This is a genomic window from Streptomyces sp. NPDC051563, from assembly GCF_044454225.1.
GTDB lineage: Bacteria > Actinomycetota > Actinomycetes > Streptomycetales > Streptomycetaceae > Streptomyces.
The window spans coordinates 13,598-36,029 of sequence record NZ_JBITDL010000008.1; the positions used below are offsets into that span (position 1 = coordinate 13,598).

General features: G+C 70.1%; 22 protein-coding genes and 3 pseudogenes. 12 read left to right on the forward strand and 13 right to left on the reverse strand.

The genetic code is table 11. The features are described from left to right. The first annotated feature begins 347 nt into the window (after positions 1–347). Both ACIA8F_RS11580 and ACIA8F_RS11585 read left to right on the forward strand, forming a co-directional pair. Complete coding sequence (locus ACIA8F_RS11580) at positions 348–503, forward strand: helix-turn-helix domain-containing protein (protein ID WP_399378097.1); 156 nt, start codon at positions 348–350, stop codon at positions 501–503. A gap of 49 nt (positions 504–552) precedes the next feature. Then, the gene (locus ACIA8F_RS11585) at positions 553–1,836 is read left to right on the forward strand and encodes a tyrosine-type recombinase/integrase (RefSeq protein WP_399378098.1); all 1,284 of its coding nucleotides are present in this window, start codon (positions 553–555) and stop codon (positions 1,834–1,836) included. A gap of 83 nt (positions 1,837–1,919) precedes the next feature. Here ACIA8F_RS11585 and ACIA8F_RS11590 read toward each other — a convergent pair whose 3' ends face one another. The 3 genes from ACIA8F_RS11590 to ACIA8F_RS11600 form a co-directional block, all read right to left on the reverse strand. Next, on the reverse strand, positions 1,920–3,581 hold the full coding sequence (locus tag ACIA8F_RS11590; protein ID WP_399378099.1) for a hypothetical protein: 1,662 nt from the start codon (positions 3,579–3,581) through the stop codon (positions 1,920–1,922). Positions 3,582–4,067: 486 nt separating this feature from the next. Then, entirely contained in the window at positions 4,068–4,214 is a 147-nt protein-coding gene (locus ACIA8F_RS11595; protein WP_399378296.1) for a hypothetical protein, read from the reverse strand. A 274-nt stretch (positions 4,215–4,488) separates the two neighbouring features. After that, entirely contained in the window at positions 4,489–4,920 is a 432-nt protein-coding gene (locus tag ACIA8F_RS11600) for an NUDIX hydrolase (RefSeq protein WP_399378100.1), read from the reverse strand. A gap of 619 nt (positions 4,921–5,539) precedes the next feature. Between ACIA8F_RS11600 and ACIA8F_RS11605 the strand changes: the two genes are divergently transcribed. The 5 genes and pseudogenes from ACIA8F_RS11605 to ACIA8F_RS11625 all read left to right on the forward strand — a co-directional run. Further along, positions 5,540–6,436 carry an endonuclease/exonuclease/phosphatase family protein gene (locus ACIA8F_RS11605; RefSeq protein ID WP_399378286.1) on the forward strand — a complete coding sequence of 299 codons (897 nt, stop codon included), beginning with the start codon at positions 5,540–5,542 and terminating at the stop codon, positions 6,434–6,436. Between the two features lie 44 nt (positions 6,437–6,480). Beyond that, a complete protein-coding gene (gene cseB, locus ACIA8F_RS11610) occupies positions 6,481–7,278 on the forward strand; it encodes a two-component system response regulator CseB (RefSeq protein ID WP_399378101.1) in 798 nt (265 codons plus the stop codon). Between the two features lie 15 nt (positions 7,279–7,293). After that, on the forward strand, positions 7,294–8,544 hold the full coding sequence (locus ACIA8F_RS11615; protein ID WP_399378102.1) for a sensor histidine kinase: 1,251 nt from the start codon (positions 7,294–7,296) through the stop codon (positions 8,542–8,544). 123 nt (positions 8,545–8,667) lie between these two features. Next, the gene (locus ACIA8F_RS11620; RefSeq protein WP_399378103.1) at positions 8,668–9,639 is read left to right on the forward strand and encodes a D-alanyl-D-alanine carboxypeptidase family protein; all 972 of its coding nucleotides are present in this window, start codon (positions 8,668–8,670) and stop codon (positions 9,637–9,639) included. 254 nt (positions 9,640–9,893) lie between these two features. Further along, positions 9,894–10,181 (forward strand): annotated as a pseudogene (locus ACIA8F_RS11625) (GNAT family N-acetyltransferase); the annotation flags it as partial. Here ACIA8F_RS11625 and ACIA8F_RS11630 read toward each other — a convergent pair. The 6 genes and pseudogenes from ACIA8F_RS11630 to ACIA8F_RS11655 form a co-directional block, all read right to left on the reverse strand. Next, positions 10,145–11,077 (reverse strand): 5'-nucleotidase, encoded by a 933-nt coding sequence (locus ACIA8F_RS11630; RefSeq protein ID WP_399378104.1) that lies wholly within the window; start codon positions 11,075–11,077, stop codon positions 10,145–10,147. The pseudogene ACIA8F_RS11625 and the gene ACIA8F_RS11630 overlap by 37 nt on opposite strands. 157 nt (positions 11,078–11,234) lie before the next feature. After that, positions 11,235–12,013: pseudogene (locus tag ACIA8F_RS11635) on the reverse strand (MATE family efflux transporter); the annotation flags it as partial. Between the two features lie 111 nt (positions 12,014–12,124). Beyond that, the gene (locus ACIA8F_RS11640; RefSeq protein WP_399378297.1) at positions 12,125–12,265 is read right to left on the reverse strand and encodes a hypothetical protein; all 141 of its coding nucleotides are present in this window, start codon (positions 12,263–12,265) and stop codon (positions 12,125–12,127) included. Then, positions 12,205–12,603 (reverse strand): BlaI/MecI/CopY family transcriptional regulator, encoded by a 399-nt coding sequence (locus tag ACIA8F_RS11645; RefSeq protein ID WP_399378105.1) that lies wholly within the window; start codon positions 12,601–12,603, stop codon positions 12,205–12,207. The genes ACIA8F_RS11640 and ACIA8F_RS11645 overlap by 61 nt, the downstream gene beginning before the upstream one ends. Then, the gene (locus ACIA8F_RS11650; protein ID WP_399378106.1) at positions 12,516–13,511 is read right to left on the reverse strand and encodes a M56 family metallopeptidase; all 996 of its coding nucleotides are present in this window, start codon (positions 13,509–13,511) and stop codon (positions 12,516–12,518) included. Before ACIA8F_RS11650 ends, ACIA8F_RS11645 begins: the two co-directional genes overlap by 88 nt. Further along, complete coding sequence (locus ACIA8F_RS11655; protein WP_399378107.1) at positions 13,508–13,885, reverse strand: BlaI/MecI/CopY family transcriptional regulator; 378 nt, start codon at positions 13,883–13,885, stop codon at positions 13,508–13,510. The genes ACIA8F_RS11650 and ACIA8F_RS11655 overlap by 4 nt, the downstream gene beginning before the upstream one ends. A gap of 122 nt (positions 13,886–14,007) precedes the next feature. Here ACIA8F_RS11655 and ACIA8F_RS11660 point away from each other — a divergent pair, with 122 nt between their 5' ends. From ACIA8F_RS11660 to ACIA8F_RS11675, 4 genes and pseudogenes are all read left to right on the forward strand, one after another. Beyond that, a complete protein-coding gene (locus ACIA8F_RS11660; protein ID WP_399378108.1) occupies positions 14,008–14,691 on the forward strand; it encodes a DedA family protein in 684 nt (227 codons plus the stop codon). Beyond that, positions 14,688–15,296 (forward strand): phosphatase PAP2 family protein, encoded by a 609-nt coding sequence (locus ACIA8F_RS11665; RefSeq protein WP_399378109.1) that lies wholly within the window; start codon positions 14,688–14,690, stop codon positions 15,294–15,296. The genes ACIA8F_RS11660 and ACIA8F_RS11665 overlap by 4 nt, the downstream gene beginning before the upstream one ends. Continuing rightward, on the forward strand, positions 15,293–15,967 hold the full coding sequence (locus tag ACIA8F_RS11670) for a phosphatase PAP2 family protein (RefSeq protein WP_399378111.1): 675 nt from the start codon (positions 15,293–15,295) through the stop codon (positions 15,965–15,967). The genes ACIA8F_RS11665 and ACIA8F_RS11670 overlap by 4 nt, the downstream gene beginning before the upstream one ends. 94 nt (positions 15,968–16,061) lie before the next feature. Continuing rightward, positions 16,062–16,286: pseudogene (locus ACIA8F_RS11675) on the forward strand (peptidase M75); the annotation flags it as partial. A 34-nt stretch (positions 16,287–16,320) separates the two neighbouring features. Here the strand turns inward: ACIA8F_RS11675 and ACIA8F_RS11680 are convergent. After that, the gene (locus ACIA8F_RS11680) at positions 16,321–17,121 is read right to left on the reverse strand and encodes an alpha/beta fold hydrolase (protein ID WP_399378112.1); all 801 of its coding nucleotides are present in this window, start codon (positions 17,119–17,121) and stop codon (positions 16,321–16,323) included. Between the two features lie 164 nt (positions 17,122–17,285). On the opposite strand from ACIA8F_RS11680, the gene ACIA8F_RS11685 reads away from it, so the two are divergent. Beyond that, positions 17,286–17,984, forward strand: a complete 699-nt coding sequence (locus tag ACIA8F_RS11685) for a GntR family transcriptional regulator (protein ID WP_399378113.1) — start codon at positions 17,286–17,288, stop codon at positions 17,982–17,984. Between the two features lie 53 nt (positions 17,985–18,037). Here the strand turns inward: ACIA8F_RS11685 and ACIA8F_RS11690 are convergent, their stop codons facing one another. The 3 genes from ACIA8F_RS11690 to ACIA8F_RS11700 form a co-directional block, all read right to left on the reverse strand. Next, complete coding sequence (locus tag ACIA8F_RS11690; protein WP_399378114.1) at positions 18,038–19,549, reverse strand: leucyl aminopeptidase family protein; 1,512 nt, start codon at positions 19,547–19,549, stop codon at positions 18,038–18,040. Positions 19,550–19,561: 12 nt separating this feature from the next. Beyond that, positions 19,562–20,869 (reverse strand): alpha-hydroxy-acid oxidizing protein, encoded by a 1,308-nt coding sequence (locus ACIA8F_RS11695; protein WP_399378115.1) that lies wholly within the window; start codon positions 20,867–20,869, stop codon positions 19,562–19,564. A gap of 86 nt (positions 20,870–20,955) precedes the next feature. Next, positions 20,956–22,299, reverse strand: a complete 1,344-nt coding sequence (locus ACIA8F_RS11700; protein WP_399378116.1) for a serine hydrolase domain-containing protein — start codon at positions 22,297–22,299, stop codon at positions 20,956–20,958. Positions 22,300–22,432 lie beyond the last annotated feature (133 nt).

Here is a 22,432-nt window from a genome sequence, read left to right on the forward strand (position 1 = left end):
AGGGATGGCGTGGTATCGGATCGGCCCAGGCAGTGGTAATTCACCTTCCTGGAGCGACCGGTTGTGTGTAGTTCGCTCATGGCGGACATGCTGGCTGGCTAGACCTGTGGCGAGCTCGATGCAATCCATGTGAATGTACTGACCTGCCGAAAAGAGGGCGAGGTTGGGTCTTCGTCTCGATGTCGCACACGTTAGGAGGTTGGGGTGTCGGGTTGTGTTTGTATCAGGTGATCCGAGACTTCGGAAATCCCGGATAGGCCGGATAATTGGGTTCTGTCTGCACCAGCTATGGGTGTGTCGAACTGGGGAAGGGACGTTTCTTGGCGCGCGGAGGGAGCTACGTGTTGATGACACCAGCTGAGGTAGCTGACTGGTTGAAGGTCAGTGAGGTGACGGTTAAGAACAAGTACAGGGCGTGGGGTCTGAGGCCGCAGAAGGTAGGGCGCCTCCTGCGTTTTCGTGAGCGTGATGTCGTGGACTACCTCGACCGGCGGTACGGATAGATGATGGCTCTCCACTTGATGTGGACTTAAGTAAGGCGGGCTAGCTAGTTTGGCTGCGGTTTTTCAGAAGTGCAAGGAGCAGGTACGGGATAAGAACTATCCCTGTGAGGGTGTCCGCTGCGGCCACCCCTGGACCGTCAGATATAGAGAGCCCGGTGGTCGTAGCGGTCGCCAGCGTCAGGAATCCTTTGAGAAGAAGGGAGTGGCAGAAGCGTTCGCGGCGAAGATTGAACGGGAAAAGGATCTTGGCACCTATATAGAGCCGCTCGGATTCATGACGCCGCTCGTCGAGGTATACCGGGAGTTCATCGCCTCAGGCGAGCGTGTCAATGGCACCCGCTATCAGTACGAGACCAGCCTTCGTCTACACGTCAGGCCCTACTTCCAGGGCAAGCCGATCGGAGCGGTCAAGCCGAAGGACCTCACTGCCTGGCTCCGATGGATGGTCGAGGATCGGGGCTACGAACTGAGTACGGCGGTGAACCGCTACGAGACCCTCAGTGGGGTGTTCAGCTTCGCCGTCGCCAACGACTACATCGTCAAGAACCCCTGTCGTCATGTCCAAGCCGGCCGCAGGAGGGCGAAGCGGAGGATCAAGAAGACGATCCACCTGCCTACGCTGGAAGAGATCACGGCCATCGCCGCGCACCTGCCCGGGCCGTACCATCTCCTGGTGTGGTTGATGGCTGGGTGTGGCCTACGTATAGGCGAGGCCAGTGCGGTGTGCCTGCAGCAGATCGACTTCGACGCCGGAGTCCTATACGTCGACAGGCAGATAACGCAGGACGGAGAGAACGAGAAGCCAAAGACCCGCCGGCAGAAGGCTGCCACGAAGGGGCGGGGGCGAGCTCACTGCATCCGTCACTTGAAATGGCGTGACCAGGATGAAGGGCGCGCCGTCCCGATCCCGACAAGCATCGTGGTGAAGATCCGGCAGCACGTCGAGCACCATGGGACCTTTCGGGTCGCGACCGGCCTGAACCGGATCGAGGGTGACTACCTGTTCTCGAACGTGGGTGGCACCAACATCCTCATGTACTCGCTCGTGGACCGGCTCTGGCGGTCGGCTAAGGCTGCTGCCGGCATCACCAGGAAGATCACTCCCCACTGGCTCCGGCACTTCTTCGCTTCGGCTGGACTGTCCAAGGGTGTCCCGGTGACCGACATGGCCGAATGGCTCGGACACCGAGATCCCAAGATCACGTACCAGACCTACGCTCACGTGATGCCGGACGCTCCGCAGCGCTTGCGCACGGTCATGGACTCGGTGTTCGCCCTCGAATCGGAGCTGACCCTCCCCCTGTCGTTCGAGGCACTCGCCGAAGCCGCCTAATAGCGACGGGTGTCCCAGACCCGATTCGCCTGCCTGAACACTCGAGGAAATCGACTGCGTGCTCCTACCCCCTGTTGGGTTCTTCAGTGCTGCGTTTCGGGACTGGGTAGGTCGGTTCCCAGGTAGCGTTGGGCGGGTCGGGTCCTGTCGACCTTGAGCCGTACGGTTGCGTGGCCCTCACTTGCAAGCGCCTGCCGGGCTTCGCGTACGTTGAGGACCCTCTCGATCGTCATCAGCTCGATGCCCGGCCCCAGGTCGATCTGGTGCTCCCCAAACGTGACGACCATGGCCTGGTACTTCGCGGCGAAGGCAAGATTTCCCCTGGACACCTGGTCAAGGGATTCGGGTCGATCGACACCGAGGGAGACGACGGTGTTGGGCATGTCGACCTTCTCTCCGCGTAGCAGGGAGATTGCATTCCGTGCGTCGTGCGCGTCCTTCAAGTTGTAGTCCGGCGGAGTAGCGAAGAACTGGCCTGTCATCCGTTGCAGGGTGGCCAGGTAGTCGAAGGCGTCAGCCCAGGTCTCTGCTTCGTCCGTGTCCCAGCTGTCGGGCATGGCGGAGTGGGTGATGGGGGCTGTCAGTTGAGTGACGGTGGGGCCGTGGATCGTCAGCTCCATCGACTGCCCCGGATTGGCGCGACTGATGAAGCGGAGGACTGGCACCATCTCCTGGGGCAGGGAGATTTCCGGCGGTGCGAAGGAGAGAGTCTGGCTCCATGCCTCTCTGCGCCGGTCATAGCGCATCTGTATCCGGATGAAGCCCGTGATGTCCTGCCCGAAGAGGCTGCCTCCGTCGACGCCGGCCATGCGCCGAGTGAATTCCACTGGTAGAGACGCCGTGAGGACCCCTGCCGGCGTCCGGATCGTCAGCTGTCCTCGCATCGCCGGGCTTAATGTCTCCCGGTGCGCGGCGATCTTCAGTGATGCGAGAGGGAAGGAGCCGCTGATGCCCAGCTCGGATGGTGCGTCGACGGTGAGTTCTTCCAGGTTGGCTGCGGCCAACTCGACCTCGCCGCCGAAGCGTATGGCTTCTTCGAACTGCTGCCGCCGCTGTTCATCCTGTGGTTCGTTGCGCCGGAACGAAACTCTGCCTGTGAAGCGGATCGGCCTCTGACCCTGGGCGGCGTCCGACTTGGGCAGGAGGTGGATGGCCGTCTCGCCGTCTGGCCCCAGAACTGTGCGGATGGCGTAGGCGGGGGAGATTTCCTGCGCTCTCAGCTGGAGGGCCCGATAGCGTGCGGCGAGATCAGGAATTCCGCGCAGGAGTGTGTCGCGTTCCGCGCGCGCTTCGGCAATCCGGTCGAGGATGTAGTCACCAGACTCCTGCAGGGCGTACCGGATCAGGTCCTGGTGGGCAGCGAACTGCTGATTGAGCCAGTTCAGCCCCCGCCAGTCACGCACGAAGGGGAACTCCTCGCGGAGGCCGTCGAACCAGGCGAGCTCACCGGGGTTCGGACTGATCGGAACGAGTAGGTCCCAGTGGTCGGGCTGGTGTCGTGCCGTGGAGATCAGCGATCGCACGACCTGCTGTCTGCGGCCCGACGTCATCCGCCCCGTGAACGACTTCGCCTCGTAGTTGATGAGTTCGCCGGTCTCGGCGTACTCGAGGAGGTCTCGGCCGCCGTCTCCGCCTGATCCGTCGACTTCCTGCGCTCGTGGGCGCAGCCTCAATAGCAGCATGGTCACCAGAGCCTCCGATGCCTTCGGATTCTCCGCCAGCTTTTCCCACGGCACGCCTACCATCCACCCACGGTACGGGCACGGGCACTGGCGCTATAGACCTTCGCCCGAACGCAGGTTACCGGCCAGGCGGTATGAGGTCCCGGCCCGGCTGGTTACGCCTGTCCGGGGTTGCTTCCTCGGTCTCGAAGGTGCGGAATCCGCGGCGGTGGTAGTTGGACAGGGCATTCGGATTGTCGGCCGATGAGGTGTGCAGCCATACCCGGCGTAGGTCCGGTCACAGTTCCCAACCCTGCTCGACCGCGAGCGTCAGTCGTCGCTTCGCGGGCGGTGACGAGCCGGCCCGGTCTGATGCCGGCCCTGGGCATGGCCCGCCGCCCGGACCTGGAGGCCGTAGGTGGAGGCGCCCCTGGGAACCTCAGGCCCACGCGGGGACGTTACAGAACGTGACGGAGGCGGGTTCGTCAGGTTCCTCGCCCGGGCATCAGTGCGGTGCCGGAGGAAAGATGGAATGGAGGACTCTGAATCCCGTGCTGGTTCGGTACTGACTCATACGTCCTGTGCGAGGGAAACCTGCAGGTGGTAGCTCTGACCGGATGAGTGGTCGTACCACTCGATGGTGGTCCCGATGAGGCTCGCGGCGACGATCCGCCGGATTTCGGATGGCGCCTTCGGGGCGGCTGCGGTGGAGGCCATGTGAACCACTTCCAGGGGTCTGCGCGGACGTCGGGTGTGGGCACAACGTAGAAGTCCGCAGGTCGGCGGCATATGTGGCGTGCCATCACAATCAACCCCACCTGAGTGTGCAGCGACACCATACGAACCGAACCGATCCCCTCGGCCTCCTCCGGAAGTTCATTGGCTGCGAAGGACGGGGGTGGTCGCCGCTGCGCCTGCGGCTCCTGCAATCGTGCCTTCGGGCCTGACAGGAGAGCGTGATCCGTGCATGGAGTGTGCCTGGTTGACGTGGTCAAGATCGAAGGGCAGCATCCAGGTGTTGCCGGACCGGCGCGAAGAGTCCGTACGGGATGTACTGCGGGATCTCCGACAGGGTCACCCACGCAACCTCAGCGATTTCGTCAGGGTCCGCCACGTGCGCGGCCCCGCCGGCCACCTTGCAGGCTGTGTAGGACACGTGCCGACCGGTGAGGGGATGGATCCGCTCGCCCAGTCGAACAATGGGGACCACGTCCAGGCCGGCTTCCTCCTTCGTCTCGCGGACGGCGGCTTCGTCGCATGACTCGCCCGGTTCGACTTTGCCCGCCGGGAATTGCCACAAGAGTCGACCCTCTGCAACTCGTCGTCGTACGAGCAGTACTCGACCCTCATGAACCACAACGGCCCCGGCAACCCGAGGCTGAGGTGGAGCATTGCCATGGAGTGACGTCTCTCGATCACTCACGGCAGCCGCCGTCGCCAGGGGCGGGAGGCTGTGAGAGTCGGCCGGCGTATCCGATCCGTTTGGTGGGCAGCAAGGGGTGCGGAACGGAGCAGGAGGGGCAAAGAGCCTTCGGGAGGGTCGCCATGTCACCACGATGGCCCCGTTGGTCCCGGCGCGGCAGGGAGCGCACGAGCGCGTACCGTGGCACGTGTGTGAGCAGCTTCCTGCCGCCTATCTTGATGATTGAGGCCGCGCCCCGATGATCCCAGGCTGAGGGCGCCGGTGCCCGGCCTGCCGGGACCCATGCTGGCTGTGGTGACAGTTCGGCAGGTCCGCCGGGTGTCGCGATATGACGCCCGAGCCGGTATTCGAGCGCGATGTTGAAGCCGGCGCGGATGTGCCGATACCTACCTGAAACACGGCCGTGCGGTGCTCGAAGCGGGGCCCTGATCGGCTGGAAGCGTCCCGGCGCGAATCTGTGGCGGTACCCGATCCCCGGTGTACGTGATGCCGGGAGGCCGTTGTCGTGCTGAGCACTTCGAACCGTACCGGGCCCACCGTCGAGGTGGGGTCCGACGCCGGGCCACAGGGCGCCGAAGGGGCTCGTGGGCACCGTAGCGCCAGGGGCCGACGAGGGTGGCTGGTGGCCGCTGCCGCGCTGTGCGGGGCCCTGGTCATGGCGCTGCATGCCCACGTCCCGAACGGGTTCGGGAACCTGGGCAGTTTGTTCCAGACGTTCCTGCCCTGGGCCGGGCTGAGCGTCCCCGCGCTGCTGGCGCTGGCGGCGGTGAGACGTTCACGGCTCGCGGCGGTCGCCGTACTGGCGCCCGCGGTCGTCTGGGTCTCTCTCTTCGGCGTAATGCTCACCGACAAGCGCGCCGCGGGAGGGGACCTCACCGTGGTCAGCCACAACGTCGACGAGGAGAACCCCGACCCCCCGCGCACCGCGCGGGCCCTCGCCGGGTCGGGCGCGGACGTGCTCGCGCTGCAGGAGCTGTCCACGAAGGCGACGCCCGTGTACGAGCGCGAGCTGGCCGGCCGCTACCCGTACCACTCGGTGCACCTGGGCGTCGGGCTGTGGAGCAAGTACCCGCTGCACGGCGTGGAGCCGGTCCCGATCATGCCCTGGACGCGCGCCGTACGGGCCACGGTCGACACCCCGAGCGGGCCCGTCGCCGTGTTCGCCGCCCACCTCGCCTCGGTACGGGTGACCCCGAGCGCCGGTTTCACCACCGCGCGCCGCAACGAGTCGGCCGGGAAGCTGGCCGAGGCCGTACGGGCCGAGGTGCTGCCCCGGGTCGTCGTGATGGGCGACTTCAACGGGACGGCCGAGGACTCGGCACTGGGCCCGGTGACCGCACCGCTCCGCTCGGCGCAGGGGGAGGCTGGGGCCGGCTTCGGATTCACCTGGCCCGCCTCGTTCCCGATCGTCCGTATCGACCAGATCCTGGTGAAGGGGGTGAGCCCGGTCTCCTCGTGGACCCTGCCGGCCACCGGTAGCGACCACCTGCCCGTCGCTGCCTCCGTCCGGCTGTGACCGGGGCCGCACGGTCCACGCACTGACTACGATGGCCGGAATGTATGTCCATGTATGAGCAAGTAGGTGGCGTGTTGGAAACCCGGGTCCCAGTCCCCGTCCCAGTCCCCGTCCCCGTCAACGTACTCGTCGTCGAGGACGACGCCACCATCCGCCGCGCCGTCCAGCTGTCCCTGGAGCGCTACGGCTACCAGGTCGCGGTGGCCGCGGACGGACTCGGCGGCCTGGAGGCGTTCCGGGCCGGCGGGCACGATCTGCTGATCCTGGATGTGATGCTGCCGGAACTGGACGGCATCGGGCTGTGCCGCCGGATCCGCGAGGAGAGCCTGGTCCCGGTCCTGATGATGTCCGCGCGCGGTGACGCCCTCGACGTGGTCGCCGGGCTGGAAGCGGGCGCCGACGACTACGTCGTCAAACCCGTCGACACCTCCGTCCTCGTCGCCCGCATCCGTACGCTGCTGCGCCGTGCGACCTTCCGGCCGGCCGAGCCCGAGGCGGGTTCGGCGGAGTCGCAGGCCCCCTCCGCCGACGCCCCATCTCCCGCGAAGGCCGCCCGGGTACTGGCCTTCGGCGACCTGACCGTTGACACGCTCGGCCTGGAGGTGCGCCGGGGCGGGCGGGCCGTCCCGCTGACCCCCACCGAGCTGCGCCTGCTGTTGGAGTTCGCCGCGGCTCCCGGCGCCGTGCTGGACCGCCGCAGGCTGCTGCGCGACGTCTGGGACTACGGCTGGGAGGGCGACACCCGGGTCGTGGACCTGTGCGTTCTGCGGCTGCGCAAGAAGATCGGCGCCGACCGGATCGAGACCGTCCGCGGCTTCGGCTACAAGCTCGTCCGCACCTGAGGGGCCGGTCGGCACATGGCATTCCTCAACCCGCGCGCCCTGCGCTGGAAGATCGCCGCCCTGACCGCGGCCGCCTGCTGCGCCGTGGCCGCGGTGATCGGCGTACTCGTCCACCAGGCGATGGCCGAACGCGGCGAGCGCACCGGCAACGACCGCATCGCAGCCCGGATGGCCGCCGCGGAACGCGAGTACACCCGCACGGGCACGGCGCCGCTCGACGTCGAGGTCCTGACACCGGGGCAACTCGCCGAGCCGCTCGCGAAGGCGCTGGCCGCCAAGGACAAGAACGGGCTGTACGCGACCTGGTACGACCGCAAACCCCCCAACTGGTACTGGCTGTGGGCAGCCATGCCCGTCGAGGGTGATCGGGTGCTGGTCGCACGGACGGACATGAGCGCCGAGGTGCGCGGTCTCCAGCTCCTGGACCGCAGCATCGTCAAGGCAGTGCTGGCCGCCCTCCTGGTCGTCGTGCCGCTCGCCGCCCTGGCCACCGAGCCGATGAACCGCAGGCTGCGCCGTGGCTCCCGTACCGCCCGGGCCATCGCCGCCGGCGACCTCGACGCCCGGATCGGCCCCGGCGGCCGGGCCCGGGACGAGATCACCGAGATGTCGGCCGCCATGGACGAGATGGCCGCGGCCCTGCAGCTGAAACTTGAGGGCGAGCGGCGTTTCACGGCGGACGTCGCGCACGAACTGCGCACCCCGCTGATGGGCCTCTCCACCGCCGCCGGGCTCCTTCCGGAGGACGACGAGGCGGCCGGACTCGTACGCGACCGGGCCCGGGCCCTGAACGGGCTGGTCGAGGACCTCCTGGAGATCTCCCGGCTCGACGCCGGGGCCGAACAGGCCCGGACCGACGCGGTGCCGCTGGGCGAGCTGGTCGCCGATGTCGTCCGCCGGACGCAGACGCCGACCGTCGTCACGGTCGGGGCCGCCCCCGTCGTCGAGACCGACCCGCGCAGGGTGGAACGGATCGTGGTCAACCTCGTGACCAACGCGCACCGCCACGGAGCGGCCCCCGTCGAGGTCACCGTCACGGGCGCACGGATGGCCGTAAGGGACCACGGCCCGGGGTTTCCCGCCGAGCTGCTCGACGAGGGCCCGCAGCGTTTTCGTACGGGATCGGCCGAGCGGGGTCGCGGGCACGGTCTCGGGCTCACCATCGCGCTCGGGCAAGCCGGCGTCCTCGGGGCCCGCCTGACGTTCGCGAACGCCCCGGACGGGGGCGCGGTCGCCACCCTCGACCTGGCTCCCGGACCGGACTGAGACAGAACCGCAACAGGACCTCATGGCGACGGAAGCAGGGGCGCACCGGTCCGGAAGCACGACTCCTCGAAGGTGAACTCGGGTGCGGGAACCGCACTCGTTTCCTTCTGGAGGTGCCCCCCCATGTCCGCCACCCGCCGCCGCTCCGGCTTGCGCAGGTCGCTCACCCTCTCGCTGTCCGCCGCCGTCCTGGTGACCGGTGCGGGCACCTGGTACGCCTTCGACGGCGACGAACACCCCAGCCCGGAGGCTGCCTTCGGCACCTCCCTGGCCAGGTCGATGGACCTGCCGTGGCCGATGGAAGGCCAGGCGAGCGCCGAGGTCGAGGGAATCGGCGGCCTCGGCACCAAGGGCGAGCAGACGCCGGTACCGATCGCCAGCGTTACCAAGGTCATGACCGCCTACGTGATCCTGGCCGGCCACCCGATGCCCGGCGACGCCCCCGGCGCACAAGTGATCGCCGATCAGCGGGCGGCCGACGAGTCCTACTCCTCGACCGAGTCGACCGCCCCCGTTGTGGCGGGGCGCGCATACACGCAGCGCCAGCTCCTGGAACTCATGATGCTGCCCTCCGGCAACAACGTCGCCAGGCTTCTGGCCCGCTGGGACGCGGGCGGCCAGGAAGAGTTCGCCCAGAAGATGAACAAGGCCGCCGCGGCACTCGGCATGGACCGCACCACCTACACCGGGGCGTCCGGCATCGAGTCCAGCACGACGAGCACGGCGGCCGATCAGCTGAAGCTGGCCCGCGCAGTCATGAAGAACGAGGCCTTCCGTCAGATCGTGGCCACGCCCACGGTCACGGCCCCCGGTGTCGGCGTGCAGATACACAACAGCAACAAGCTCCTCGGGCAGGACGGGGTCATCGGCTTGAAGACCGGCTCCTCCACCCCGGCCGGCGGCAACCTCATGTGGGCCGCCACCCAGGAGGTGGCGGGCGTCCCCCGCCTCATCCTCGGAGTCGTCCTCCACCAGCGGGCCGACACCAACCCCACCGCCGGCATGGCCGCAGCCTTCGACTCCAGCCGCGCCCTGATCACCGCCATCCGCGCAGCCCTCCCGCAGGCCCTCGCCGCACAGACCCCGCAGACCTGACCTACCACTCGATGGTGGTCCCGACCCAAGTGTGCCGCACCACCCACACGGCCCGAACCGATCCCCCTCGCCCCCACCGGGAGTCTGCGGTGTAGGGCGGTTGCGTGCCGGAGGCCCGCTGCTTCGGGATACCGGCACCTTCGTATTCGGGTGCCCGCGTGGAAGATATTCGGTGTTCTGCGCGCCCCGTGAGGACACAAGATGGTGCGCATGACTTTGGCCACGCCTGTACTGCACACCGATCGCCTGCGACTACGGAAGCCGCGCACGCCGTGCTGGAGTGGGCATTCGACACGCTGGACCTGAACCGAGTTCAGGCCGAGGCCGATACGCGCAACGTGGCATCTGCCCGGGTCCTGGAGAAGATCGGCTTCGTGCGTGAAGGGACGTTGCGGGAGGACTGCGTGGTGAACGGCGAGGTCTCCGACTCGTGGGTGTTCGGTTTGCTCAGGCGAGAGTGGCGGCCGACGGCCTTGACGAAAGGAACCCTTGGCGTGACGTCCTCTCAGGAGGAAGCATTGGCGACTCCGAAGGGCACGTGAACGCTGGGTGTGGCTGGTGCCGTTCCGTTCAGGTGGGCGATCTGGTCGTCGAAGAAGAGATGCGGATCGAGCGCGCGCATGACGGCGGCCTTGTCGATGCCGCCCAGGAAGAAGGCGTCGTTGACCCGAAGTCCCCACTGCTTGAGACTCCGCACGGCACGTTCATGGGAAGGGGCGTCCCGGGCGGTGACCAGGGAGACTCGCAGGCGGGGCCGGTAGGTGGGATCGGCAAGGCGCGTTTCCTCTTCGAGGCGCTGGATTCGATTGATTCCGGCGAGGAAATTCCTCAAGGGGCCGGGGTCGTGCGCAGTGGTCGCGTTGCGGGCTTCATGCGCGCGGAATCCGTCGATGCCCTCGATTCGGAAGATCCGCTCGGAAGCATCACCCGCCAGTACGCCGTCGAAGTCGAAGGCGATGCGGAGGTCCTGGTCGGCATCGTCATCGACGCGTTCCGTACGGAGCACATGTCCGGCCGGCAGTCCGTCGGCCATCGCTTCACGCACGTCGGAGCCGTTGGCTGACAGGAACAAGGACATGTTCAGCGCCGGCATGAAACGGTGTGCTGATCGGCCTTGTTGGAACACGGCCCGACTGATGTGGAGGTCGTGAGCCGCGATGGAGCGCATGACGCGGAGCCCGGTGTCCGGGTCGTTGCGCGACAGGATGATGACCTCGGCCAACGGGTCGCGGTGATCCACGTGGCTGTTCAGCGACAGCAGGCGCCGGATGAAGGGGAAGGCCACGCCCTTTTCCAGGATGTCGTCGGCATGGGTCCCCTGGTAGGCGCGGTAGGCGTCCTCACCCTGCTCCCGGAACACCGCATCGCCCTCGGTGAGGTCGAACAGGGCGCTGGAGGCGATCCCCACGACCAGGCGGTCGGACAGGTCGTACTTCATCGCGCCCCCTGCTGGAACACACGCATCATCGAAGGGGATATCGCCGTTTCGAATATGCCGAAAACATGTGCGGCTACACGGGCGAGAAATCATGCCCAGGCTGCGATCACAGCGTGGACAAGCGTGGACAAGCGTGGACAAACGTGTGACGGAGAACGACGCCGACGGCCACCTGGAAGACGATGTAGACGAGCTGGTTGACGGCGGTGTGGGCGGCGAGCGCGTCGGCCCCGAAGGAGCCGGCCATCAGGGCGGTGAGGGAGAAGACGCCGGCCTCGGAGCCGTAGGTCGCCGCGATCGGGACGCCCAGGCCGATCAGGCGCTTGATCACGACGGGGTCGGCCCGGGTGATGTTCAGGGAGAGCAGCGGTGCGAGCTCCTTGTCCTTCTTCGCGGAGGCGTAGAGCGCCAGGAAGGTGAGGAGGTAGACGCTGGAGGTGGCGATGCCGATGCCGGTCAGGCCGAGCTGGGGCAGGCCGAAGGAGCCGCGGACGAGAGCCCAGTTCAGCCCCGCGTTGACGGCTACGGAGGCGATCGTGATCTGCAGGAGGGCTTGGGGCCGTCGCATGCCTACGGTGAACTGGTGGACGGCCTGGAACCAGAGGCAGGGGAGCAGACCGGGGCGAGTGCGTAGAGCATGGTCTTGGTGAGATCGACGACGGCTGCTTCCTGTCCGAGCCAGGAAAGGGCCTGTCCGATGAGGACCATGAGGATGGCGCCCACGAGGCCGGCGAGGGTTGCCACTGCGAGGGCGGCCCGGACGATCGCCCGTATCTCCTCGTGTGCTGACGAAGGCCCTTCTTCGGAGACCGCTGTGTCCGTGGTGCTCTGGTCCTGGTCGTTGCCGGTGTGCTGTTCGGCGCGGGCGGCTGCGGCGGCTATCTGGTTGCCGACGGAGGTCACGAGGCCGACGCCCATGGTGCGCAGCTGGTTGAAGGAGGGGCGCGCACGCCTCCCGCGGTGGCAGGAGCGAGGCCAGCCGCCGCGCGGCGGCGGTCGCACCCCACGGCAGTACGAAGGCCGGCGCCACCACGGCCAGCACCAAGGTCACGCGCCGTCCTCGGACTCCAGGAGCAGGCGCCGCAGTGCCTCCTCATCGTCTCCGGACAGTGAGGACACGAACTGCTTCAGCACCACGTCGCGCTGCGGCTCCCGCTCCGGCTCCCGCCGCAGGCGACTGGCCGCCAACCCCAGGCATCATCCGCAGCCGCGTAGGCGAAGCCCCGACCCGCGCGGGATCGCACGAGCGTCCCCTTCTCGTGCAGGCGATACAGGATCGTCGTGACCGTCGTCCTGGCCAGGTCCCGCCCGAGCGCGGCATTGATCTGCAGCGGCGTCAACGGCTCGGCGGCCTGCCACAAGATCGCCAGCACGTCCGCGACGAGCTCCCCGTGCGGGCGCCGCGCTTCCCGGCCGTCCCAGCCCAAGACCCTGCGTGTCAGCGGGTTTCGCCCTGGGCCACTTCGATGCCGTCGTGGAGGTTGTCGGCTGCTTGGAGGGATGCGCCGGCGGAGAGCGCCAGGCATGCCACCAGCACCAGCGCCGCGGCCCGCCGGGCGAGATGCCGGGCCATTCTGTCCTCGGCGCCGTGGCCGAGGAGGGCGGCGACGCGGCGGGGCACGGGCCCGGCGGTCGCCGAGAGGGCCGAGGCGGGACGCGTACGGACCGCCGCGGCGGAGGAGCGGGTGGCGAGAGCGGCCCGGCCGATGGCCCGGGCGGTCAGGCGCCGGCTGCCGACGGCGCCGGCCGCGGCTTCGTCGGCGCTGCGTTCCAGCGCGTAGGCCAGCGGCTCGCGCAGGGTCCGCAGTGCGGGGTGGCACAGGCCGGCCAGGTCGACCACGGCGGTGAAGAGGTGGTGGCGCTCCCGGAGGTGGGCACGCTCGTGGGCGAGCAGGACTTCACGCTCGGGCGCCGAGAGTGCGCGGAGCATGCCGGTCGTCACGACGATGCGGCCGGGGGTTCCGGGGAGTGCGTAGGCGTCGGGGTGCTCGTCCGGCAGGACGACCAGTTCGCCGTCCGCCTCGGCGGCGAGCCTGCCGGCGTGGCGGAGCTGGGTCCAGCGCCGGCGTACGCCGCGCACCAGCCGGGCCGTGCACCAGACGAGCAGGGCCGCGGCGGTGACGGCGGTCGCGATGACGGAGTCGGGTGATCCGCTGCTCAGCGGAGTGAGCAGGTCGCCCAGCGCGGCGACGACGTGGAGGTGGGTCGCACCGGGGACGATCAGCAGGGCCAGCGCGCAGGTGCTCGCGGCCGCGAGACCGGCCGCGGTCGCCGTCAGCAGCCACATGGCCTGCCGCGGCGGCAGGTTCGAGGCCAGCCGCTTGCCCGCCGGTGAGACCAGGAACGGAACGAGGAGGGGGATCCAGGCGGTGTGGAGCACGAAGATCACGTCGATCACGCCGGTCACATCGATCACGTCCGTCACGCCGGTCACGTCGCGTCGCCTTCCCCGTCGAGCAGGGCGCGCAGCAGGCGCTCGTCCTCGGTGCTCAGCTGGGAGACGAAGCGGCTCAATACCGCCTCGCGGTCTTCGTCCTTCGCGAGTTCGGCGTGCATGCGCCGGGCGGTGAGCCCGGAGGCGTCCTCGGTGGGGGCGTAGGCAAAGCCGCGGCCGGACCGCGATCGGCTCACGGTCCCCTTCTCGTACAAGCGGGACAGGGTCGTCGTCACGGTCGTACGGGCGAGTGACCCGCCCAATATCTCCTGGACCTGGCCCGGGGACAGCGGGCCGTCCGCAGCCCAGAGCGCCGCCAGTACGCAGGCCTCGAGCTCGCCGGCGGGGCGTCGCTCCGCGTTCCTGTCGCCCATGAGTGCGTTCCTCCACACATCAATCGTCTACAGTGCTGTAGACCGTCTACGGAACTGTAGTCGCCAGCGGGCAGGGTGTCGCCATGGAGCCTGCCCCTCTCATCCAAGGGGAGCCGTCCGTCATGACCTGGCCCGATCTCGCCGCGGCATCGCAGGCGCTCAGTCCGCAGGCCGTCAACCTACTGGATGCCGGTTCCCTCCTCTCGGCCTTCGGCGCCCTCGGCGTCGCGGTCGTGCTGTTCGCCGAGACGGGCCTGCTCGTCGGCTTCTTCCTCCCCGGCGACTCGCTCCTCTTCACCGCCGGCCTGCTCTGCGTGCCGGGCAACCACGGTCCGGTCCATCTCTCGCTCCCGCAGGTGCTGTGCGCGGCCGTGGCCGGCGCCCTGCTCGGGGCCCAGGCCGGCTACCTCCTCGGGCGGCGCGGCGGACGCACCCTGCTGGCGCGCAGCCGCAGCCGCAAACTCCACGAGGGCGCCGCGAAGGCCGAGGAGCTCCTCGACCGGTACGGACATGCCAAGGCCATCGTCCTGGCCCGCTTCGTGCCGATCGTGCGCACCGTCCTGAACCCGATGGCGGGGGCGCTCAACGTCCCGGCCCGCGTCTTCACGCTCTGGCAGGTGACCGGCGGGCTGATCTGGACGGTGGGTCTGGTGCTGGCCGGCTACGCACTCGGCTCCTCCGTACCCAACGTCGACCGCTACCTTCTCCCGATCGTCGCCCTCGTCGTACTGATCTCCCTCGCCCCGCTCGCCGTGGAAGTCATCCGCCGGCGGGGCGGCCGCACTTCGAACGGAAGCTCGCATTGAGCCTGCTCGCCCTGGACGGCCCCGCCGTCGGCGGAAACCTGTACACCTGGCTCACCGACCTGGCCCAGCAGGCCCCCGGCTGGCTCGACGGCCTGGTCACCGCTTGGTCGACGTACGGCCTCGCCCTGTTCGCCCTGCTGATGCTGGTCGCCTGGTGGCGCGCCCGGGCGGCAGCCGATCCGGCCAGGACCGCCATGGTGCTGGCGGCGCCCCTGGTCGTGGTCATCGCCTTCCTCGCCGACACCGGCATCAAATCGGTCTTCCGGGAGCAGCGCCCCTGCCAGACCCTGCACACGGTGACGCTGGAGGCCTGCCCGCCGCTGGGCGACTGGTCGTTCCCGAGCAACCACGCCGCCATCGCCGCCGCCGCTGCCGCCGCCCTCTGGGCCGCCGACCGCCGTGTCGCGGCGATCGCGGTGCCGGCCGCACTCCTGATGGCGTTCTCGCGGGTCTGGGTGGGTGCCCACTACCCCCACGACGTCGTACTCGGCCTGGTCGTCGGGGCAGTCATCGCCTGGCTGCTGACCCGTGCCGCACGCCGTGCGGCCCCCCTCGTGCAGCGGATGGGTGCCACGCCGCTACGCCCCCTGGTCGCCGCACGGTGAGGGTCCCCGCCACATCACGGGCCACTCGCTGGGGCCTGGCCGCAGTCCTGTGCGCGGGCCTGTTCGCCGTACTGACCGTGCTCGTCGCGGCCCGCCACGGCAGCCCGTACGCGGTCGACGAGGGCGTGCACCACTGGTCGGTACGGCATCGTCCCGCCGTTGCGGTCGCCCTCGCGCGCGGCGTCACCGCGACCGGGACCGGCCCCTTCCCGTACCTGTGCGCCGTGACCGCCGGACTCGTCGCGGGTTGGGGCCGGGGCGCCAGGGGCCGGCTGCTGACGGCCGCGGGCGCGCTCGGATTCCTGGTGCTGGCGCAGGGTGTGCGCTACGCCGTCCTGAACGGTGTGGCCCGGCCGCGTCCGCCGGTCGCCGAGTGGGAGACGCACGCGTCCGGGTTTTCCTTCCCCTCCGGCCACACCGCCACCTCGGCGCTCGTCGCGGGTCTGCTGGCCTGGGCGGTATGGCGCGCGGCCTCGCCGGCCGCGGCCCGGCTCTGGTGGGCCCTGTTCGCCTGCTGGGCCGTCGCGGTCGGTCTGACCCGCGTCTACCTCGGCGTGCACTGGCCCACCGACGTCCTCGGCGGCTGGCTCTACGCCCTCACCTGGCTCGCCGGGGCCATGGCCGTGGTCGTCGGGATCGAGCCAAGGCCGGAAGCCACGAGCGGGCGTTGAGCGCTCTGAGGCCTGCCGCGGCTTTGCCGTCCCGCCCTGCCCGGGAGCACCCGTGTCTTCATCCGCCCGCTCGGCGCTTCTCGCGGCCGCCTGTCTCGCGACAGATGACCGCATCGTCGCCGAGCGCGAGAACATCGGCCCGGGCACCAAGGCCGCCATCACCACCGAACTCAAGTCGGGCGACTACGAGTTCGCGTGCCGGCCCGGCATGAAGGGCGACGGGATCCGCACCAAGGTCAAGGCCACGGGCAGCGGCGGCGAGACGCGCAGCCCCGAACTGGACGCCGCCGTCGCGGCCTACCGCGGCACGTGTGAGGCCGGGTTGCTGCCGGGTGCCGGATGGTGAGGCTGGTTCAGGGGCCCGTCGGTGGCTCCGTGCGGGTGACCAACTCACGAACGGTGGCCAGGGTTTCGTCGGGGTGGTCGAGGTGCACGCTGTGCGTCGCTCCGGGCCAGCTCACGAGCGGGGCGTCGAAGGCCTGCGCGAGCCGTGCGTGGGCGCGCCGGACGTGGCTTCGCGGTGCGCGGTCGGCGGTGACGACCACGGCGGGGATGCGCGGGAGGTCGGATTCGCGCAGGTTCCGGGACAGGTGTGTGATGCCTCGGACGGCCCGGGCCAGGGTGGGGACGTCGAGGCGGGCGGTGCGTGCCAGGGCGGCCGCGCAATCGGGCCGCAGCGTGCTGCGGCGGGCGACCCGGGCCGCGGCGGCCCGCACCATCGCGGAGAGCAAGGAGCGCACGCCGGGTACGGCTGCGGCTCCCGCGAGGATGCGCGTGGTGCGTTCCAGCCTCGCGCACGTGCGCGGGTCGTTGACGGGTGTGGGATCGAGCAGGACCAGGCCGGCGACGTTGTGGGGGTGGTCGCGGGCGAGGAGGACGGCCACGGCGCCGCCGAGGCTCTGGCCCACGGCCACGACCGGACCGCAGCCCAGGCGGTCGATGAGGCCGCTCAGGTGTGAGGCCGCGTCGGCGAGCGCGCCGTCGGCGGGGGAGGTGCCGGTGCCCGGGCGGTCGTAGACGATCACCTGGCAGCCGGGATCGGCGGTGAGGCCCTCGATCAGGCCCGGGAAGAAGCCGTCGCCGGATTCGGCTCCGCCGGGCAGGAGGAGGACAGGGCGTCCCACCCCGTGCAGCCGGACGTTGTTGATCTCCATGGGGCTCCTCGACGTCGGACGCGCGACAACGGTGGGGAAGGGAGGAGGCGAGACGCGCCAGCGCTGCATTGCGCATCAATGTGTAGGGGATTGTTCCACAATCACGAGGTGTAGTGTGGTCGGTCGACCGGCAGTGAGTCGGTCACGTCGGACAAAGGGGAGCCATGGCCGGCCCATCCGCCCGTACGGCCGGTGCGCAGGCGGCGCCCGAGCGGATCGCCGGGGCATTGCGCGGTGAACTGCTCGACGGGGCCCATCCGGTCGGCACGCGCTTTCGCGAGGAGGAGCTGGCGGAGCGCTTCGACGTCGGGCGGCACACGATCCGTACGGCGCTGCGGCTGCTGGTGGAGCGGGGCCTGCTCGTGCACGAACGCCACCGGGGGGCCGTCGTCGCCCCCTTGAGCAAGCAGCGGATCGACGAGGTCTTCGACTACCGCAAGGTGCTCGAACTCGGCGCGCTGCGGATGGTGTTGGAAGCGGACGCGGACCTGGGGCAGGTCCTCGTGGAAGTGGAGCGACTGGAGGCCCTCGCCGCGCGGCCCTCGCCGGGGCCCTCGTGGCGCGAACTCACCAGCGTGCACAGTGCCGTTCACCGGGCCATCGTCGCGGCAGCCGGTAACAAGCACGTGCTGGAGAGCTATCAGCGCTGCGAGGACGAGGTCCGGCTGCTCCTCACCTTCGTCAGGCCGGACTTCGATGCCGTGAGCCTCGCCGCGATCCACCGCGACCTGATCGAGAAGCTCCGGCTGGGCGGGCAGGCCGCGGCCGACGCCCTGATCGAGGACATCGACTGCACGGGCCGGGCGGCGTTGCTCGCCACGCTGCGCCGCGCCGAGGAGGGTGCGCGCCTCCTCGGGCGCTGAGCGGCGGTCGCCGCCGCAGGCCCGTGGGGTCGGGGTCGGTCGGATCCGCCGGATCACAGGCGGTCCACCAGCTCGATGAGGGTGCGCACGCCGTAGCCGGTACCCCCGGCGGGGACGCCGTCGTAGGGCTCGCCCATGTTGTAGGCGGGACCCGCCAGGTCGACGTGCAGATAGGGCACGCCGGCCGGTGCGAAGTGCCGCAGGAACTCCGCGGCCACCATCGACTGCCCCTGCGGCGTGCCCACGTTGGACAGGTCGGCGATGTGCGAGCGCAGGGATTCGGCCAGGTAGGGCAGGTGGGGCAGCCGCCACGCGCTTTCCCCTGCCGCAGCCGCGGAGTCGAGCAGCTGGGCGCTGAGCCGGTCGTCGGCAGAGTGGACGGCGGCGGTGCGGGGGCCCAGGCTCATGATCGCCGAACCGGTCAGGGTGGCGACGGTGAGGAGCGCCGCAGCGTTCCCGGCGTCGGCGATGCTCATCGCGTCGGCCAGTGCCAGGCGTCCTTCGGCGTCGGTGTTGGTCACCTCGACGCTCGTTCCCGCGTGCATGCGTAGGACGTCGCCGGTGAGGTACGACGTCGCCGACATCAGGTTCTCGGCGAGAGCGATCCAGGCCACCACGGTACGTCCGCGCGGTCGGCGGCCGGCGTGGAACACCGCGCCCGCGCAGGCGGCCGCCCCACCCATGTCGAGCTTCATGTGTTCCAGCCAGGTGGTCTTGAGGTTGACGCCCCCGGCGTCGTACGTGAGCCCCTTGCCGATCAGGACCAGGGGAGGGCCCCCGTTGGTGCCGCGGGCGGTGAGGCGCACGAGCCGGGCGGGTTCGGCCGAGCCCTGACCGACCCCGACGAGGCCGCCGGCGCCCAAGGCGGCCAGCTCCTCGGTGGTCCACACCCGTGCCTCGACCCCGGAGCTGCCGGCCTCTTCGAGCAGGAGCGCGGTACTGGCCTCCGGGCGCTTGTGCCCACCGGGCAGGTTGACCCAGTCCCGGGCGAAGCACACCGAGCGCAGCCGCGACGACAGCTCCGCGAGCTCGTCCTCGCCGGGCAGCCGGGCGCAGCTGACGAGGAGTTCGGCGGGGCGCGGCCGGTCGCTGTACCGGTCGAAGCGGTAGGTCGCCAGGGCTGCGGCCTCGACGAGCAGGGTGTCCCACGCACCGCCCGCACACACGGCGACGCGGCCGCCGGTCAGGCCGGCCACCCCGGCCGCGAGCGCGTGCCGCCGTTCGCGCAGGGTGACGCGCAGCGCGCCCGGATCACCGCCCGCCGGGCCGGTCTCCCGGCCGCCTTCCGGGCCCGTTCCGACCACGAGCACCGCACCGAAGGGGGTGCCGGGCAGGTTGACGAACCGCTGTGCGGCCCACGCGGGGCGAAACCCGCCGCGCTCCAACGCCGCCCGCAGCGCGCCCCCGGAGGCCCGGTCGATCGCCAGCGCGTCCTCGGCGAGCGCGAGCACTCCGGAGGCATCGGTCCCGGCGGTCACCACGACGACGTCGGCGTCCAGTTCGGCCAAGGGCGATGAGGTGGGGGTGAGCTCGGCGCACTGTTCCGGAGCCAGGGTGCGGGGCATGGATGGCCGTCCTTACTGGTGCGTACCGCACCGGAGGTGGTGGCGGGGTCCGAGTGACACGTGCGCGGGCACGAGGTGGTCCGGGGACGGGGCGCCGAGGAGGCAGAGGCTCCGCCGGGTCTCGGCGGCGAGGATCTCCAGCGCGCGGTCCACGCCGCGTTCGCCGCCGGCCATGAGCCCGTAGAGGTAGCCGCGGCCCACGAGCACCGCCGTGGCGCCCAGGGCCACCGCGGCGACGACGTCCGCGCCGCGGAGCACCCCTGAGTCGAGGAAGACCTCGGCCTCGTCCCCGACGGCGGCGACGCACGCGGGGAGCAGGGCGAGGGGGAGCGGGGCCTGGTCGAGCTGGCGGCCACCGTGGTGGGAGACGACGATGCCGTCCGCGCCCGCGTCGACCACCGCGCGGGCGTCGTCGACGTGCTGGATTCCCTTCACCACCAGCTTCCCGTCCCACTGGGAGCGCAGCCAGTCCAGGTCGTCCAGCGTCACCGAAGGGTCGAACATGTGGTTGACGAGATCGGCGACCGTGCCCTTCCAGTTCCGCAGGGAGGCGAACTCGAGGGGCCCGGTGGTGAGCAGGTTGATCCACCACGCGGGGTGGCGAGCCATGTCGGCCAGGGTGCGCGCGCCGAGCATCGGCGGAATGGTCATCCCGTTGCGCACGTCCCGCAGGCGCGCTCCGGCCACGGGGGTGTCGACGGTGAGCACCAGCGTGTCGTACCCGGCCGCACGGGCGCGGTCGATCAGATCCCGGCTCGCGGCCCGGTCGCGCCACAGGTAGAGCTGGAACCAGCGCCGTGCGTCCGGCGCGGCGGCCGCCACGTCCTCGATCGAGGTGGTCCCCATCGTGGACAGCGTGTACGGAACTCCGGCCCGGGCGGCGGCCCGGATGACTGCGGCCTCGCCCGCGTGGTGCATCATCCGGGTGAACCCGGTGGGCGCGAGCACCAAGGGCAGGGCCGAGGCCGTGCCGAGGATCCGCCGGCCGGTGGTCACCTCGGACACGTCGTGCAACACCCGGGGGCGGAATTCGAGCGCCCGGAATGCGTTCCGCGCCGTCCTGAGCGACACCTCCTCCTCGGCGGCTCCGTCGACGTAGTCGAACACCGAGCGCGGTGTCCGCTGCCGGGCGATGGTCCGCAGGTCCGCGAGGGTGTGGGCCCGTCCCAGTCGGCGGCGCGTCGGATTCACCTCGGGCAGGTGCGGGTTGAGCAGCGGGGCGATGTCCGACCAGCGCGGCAGACGCCGGCGAACGGGTGGTGCGGGGGTGGCGGCGCGGGCGGCCGGGGGCGGGTACGTCCGGGGTGCAGGTGCGGGCACGACGATCTCTCATCTCGCTTCTTCGTAGCGCGGTGCGGTGCGGTGCGGTGCGGGGCGGTGCGGTCGGACGACGGGAGAAGTCCCGGTCACGCCCCACACCGCGGCGCGGCGCGTCCGCTGTGCAGGTAGAGCGCCCGTCCTTCGGGGTCGGCGCCGGCCAGTACGTAGACCTCGTGGCGGCCCGCGCGCTCCTCGACCGCGATCAGACGGTCCTCGTCCAGCCGCACCAGGCGGGCCGTCCGGCCGTCGCCGAACAGCAGCCGGGACTCGGCCGTCCGCGGGATGACGGTGAGCGAGGCGGAGCCGTCGTCGTGCACGGCGAGATCGAGGTCGACCAGCGCGTCACGGTAGGAGCCCGCAGCACGATGGGCATCGATCGGTGCCGGGTCCGAGGGGACCCGGGGCGGCTCGGGCAGGTGCACACCGGCGAGTTCGCGCAGGAGGTGAGCCCCCACCGCCCTGAAGAGGGCGGGAGCGTTGCCGCCGTTGGTGAGCACCACGACGGCCACACCGGCCTCCGGGACGACCCGCAGGAACGCGTACTGCCCGATCGTGCCGCCGTCGTGCCCGATGACCGAACCGCCGGGGCACTCCCAGAGCATCCACCCCAGCCCCCAGCGATCGCCCAGAGCGGCCAGCTTCGGCACGGGCACCTGGGGCTCGCGCATGGCGTCGAAGGCCGGGTCGGTCAGGTGCATCCGTACGAACCCGAGCAGGCTGCGCGCCGACATCGCCAGCGTGGCGCCGGCGGGCGCGGCGGAAGCCGGGAGCCCGTACACGGGTGCGGGGCGGACCTCCGGCCCGATGTGGCCGATGGCCGCGAGCTGCAGGACGGCCTCACCCGCATGGGTGGAGACATGGGTGAGGCCGAGGGGCGCGATCAAGTGGCGGCGCAGCGCGGCGCCGTAGGGCTCGCCGCGCAGGACTTCGACGATCCTGCCGAGCAGGACGAAACCGCTGTTGCAGTACGAGAACCGCTCGCCGGGAGGGAAAAGCTGAACGGCGTCGCCCAGCGTGCCGACGTAGCGCCCGACCGCGTCGTCGTTCGTCCCGGTGTCGGTGAAGCGGTCGCCCTCGAGGCCGCAGGTGTGGGACAGCAGATGCCGGGTGGTGATGGCGGCGCAGGCGCCTTCGTCGGCGGCGGCGAAGTCCGGCAGATACTCCCGTACGGGCCGGTCGAGATCGAGGAGCCCCTCGTTCACCAACTGCTGCACCAGGGTGGCCGTCCAGACCTTGGTGATCGATCCGATCTGGAAGACCGCCTCGTCGGTCGCGGGGACCCCGGTGGCCTTGTTCACCACACCGGCGGCCGCACCGACGACCTCGCCGTCCACCAGCACGGCGACCTGGGCGCCGGGTACGTCGTGCAGGGCGATCAGGTCCGCCAGGTTCGCGGTGATCCAGTCCTTCGCGGTGCGGGCTTGCGACACGACTGCCTTCCCTTCGGAGGTTCTGGCCCACGCGGGCGCCACGGGTCGAGCAGACGAGATGTGAGCCCGCCCGCCTCTTTGTCGCGCAATCATCGTACGGATTGTGGAACAAAAGCGAGGGGGTGAGAGGCGT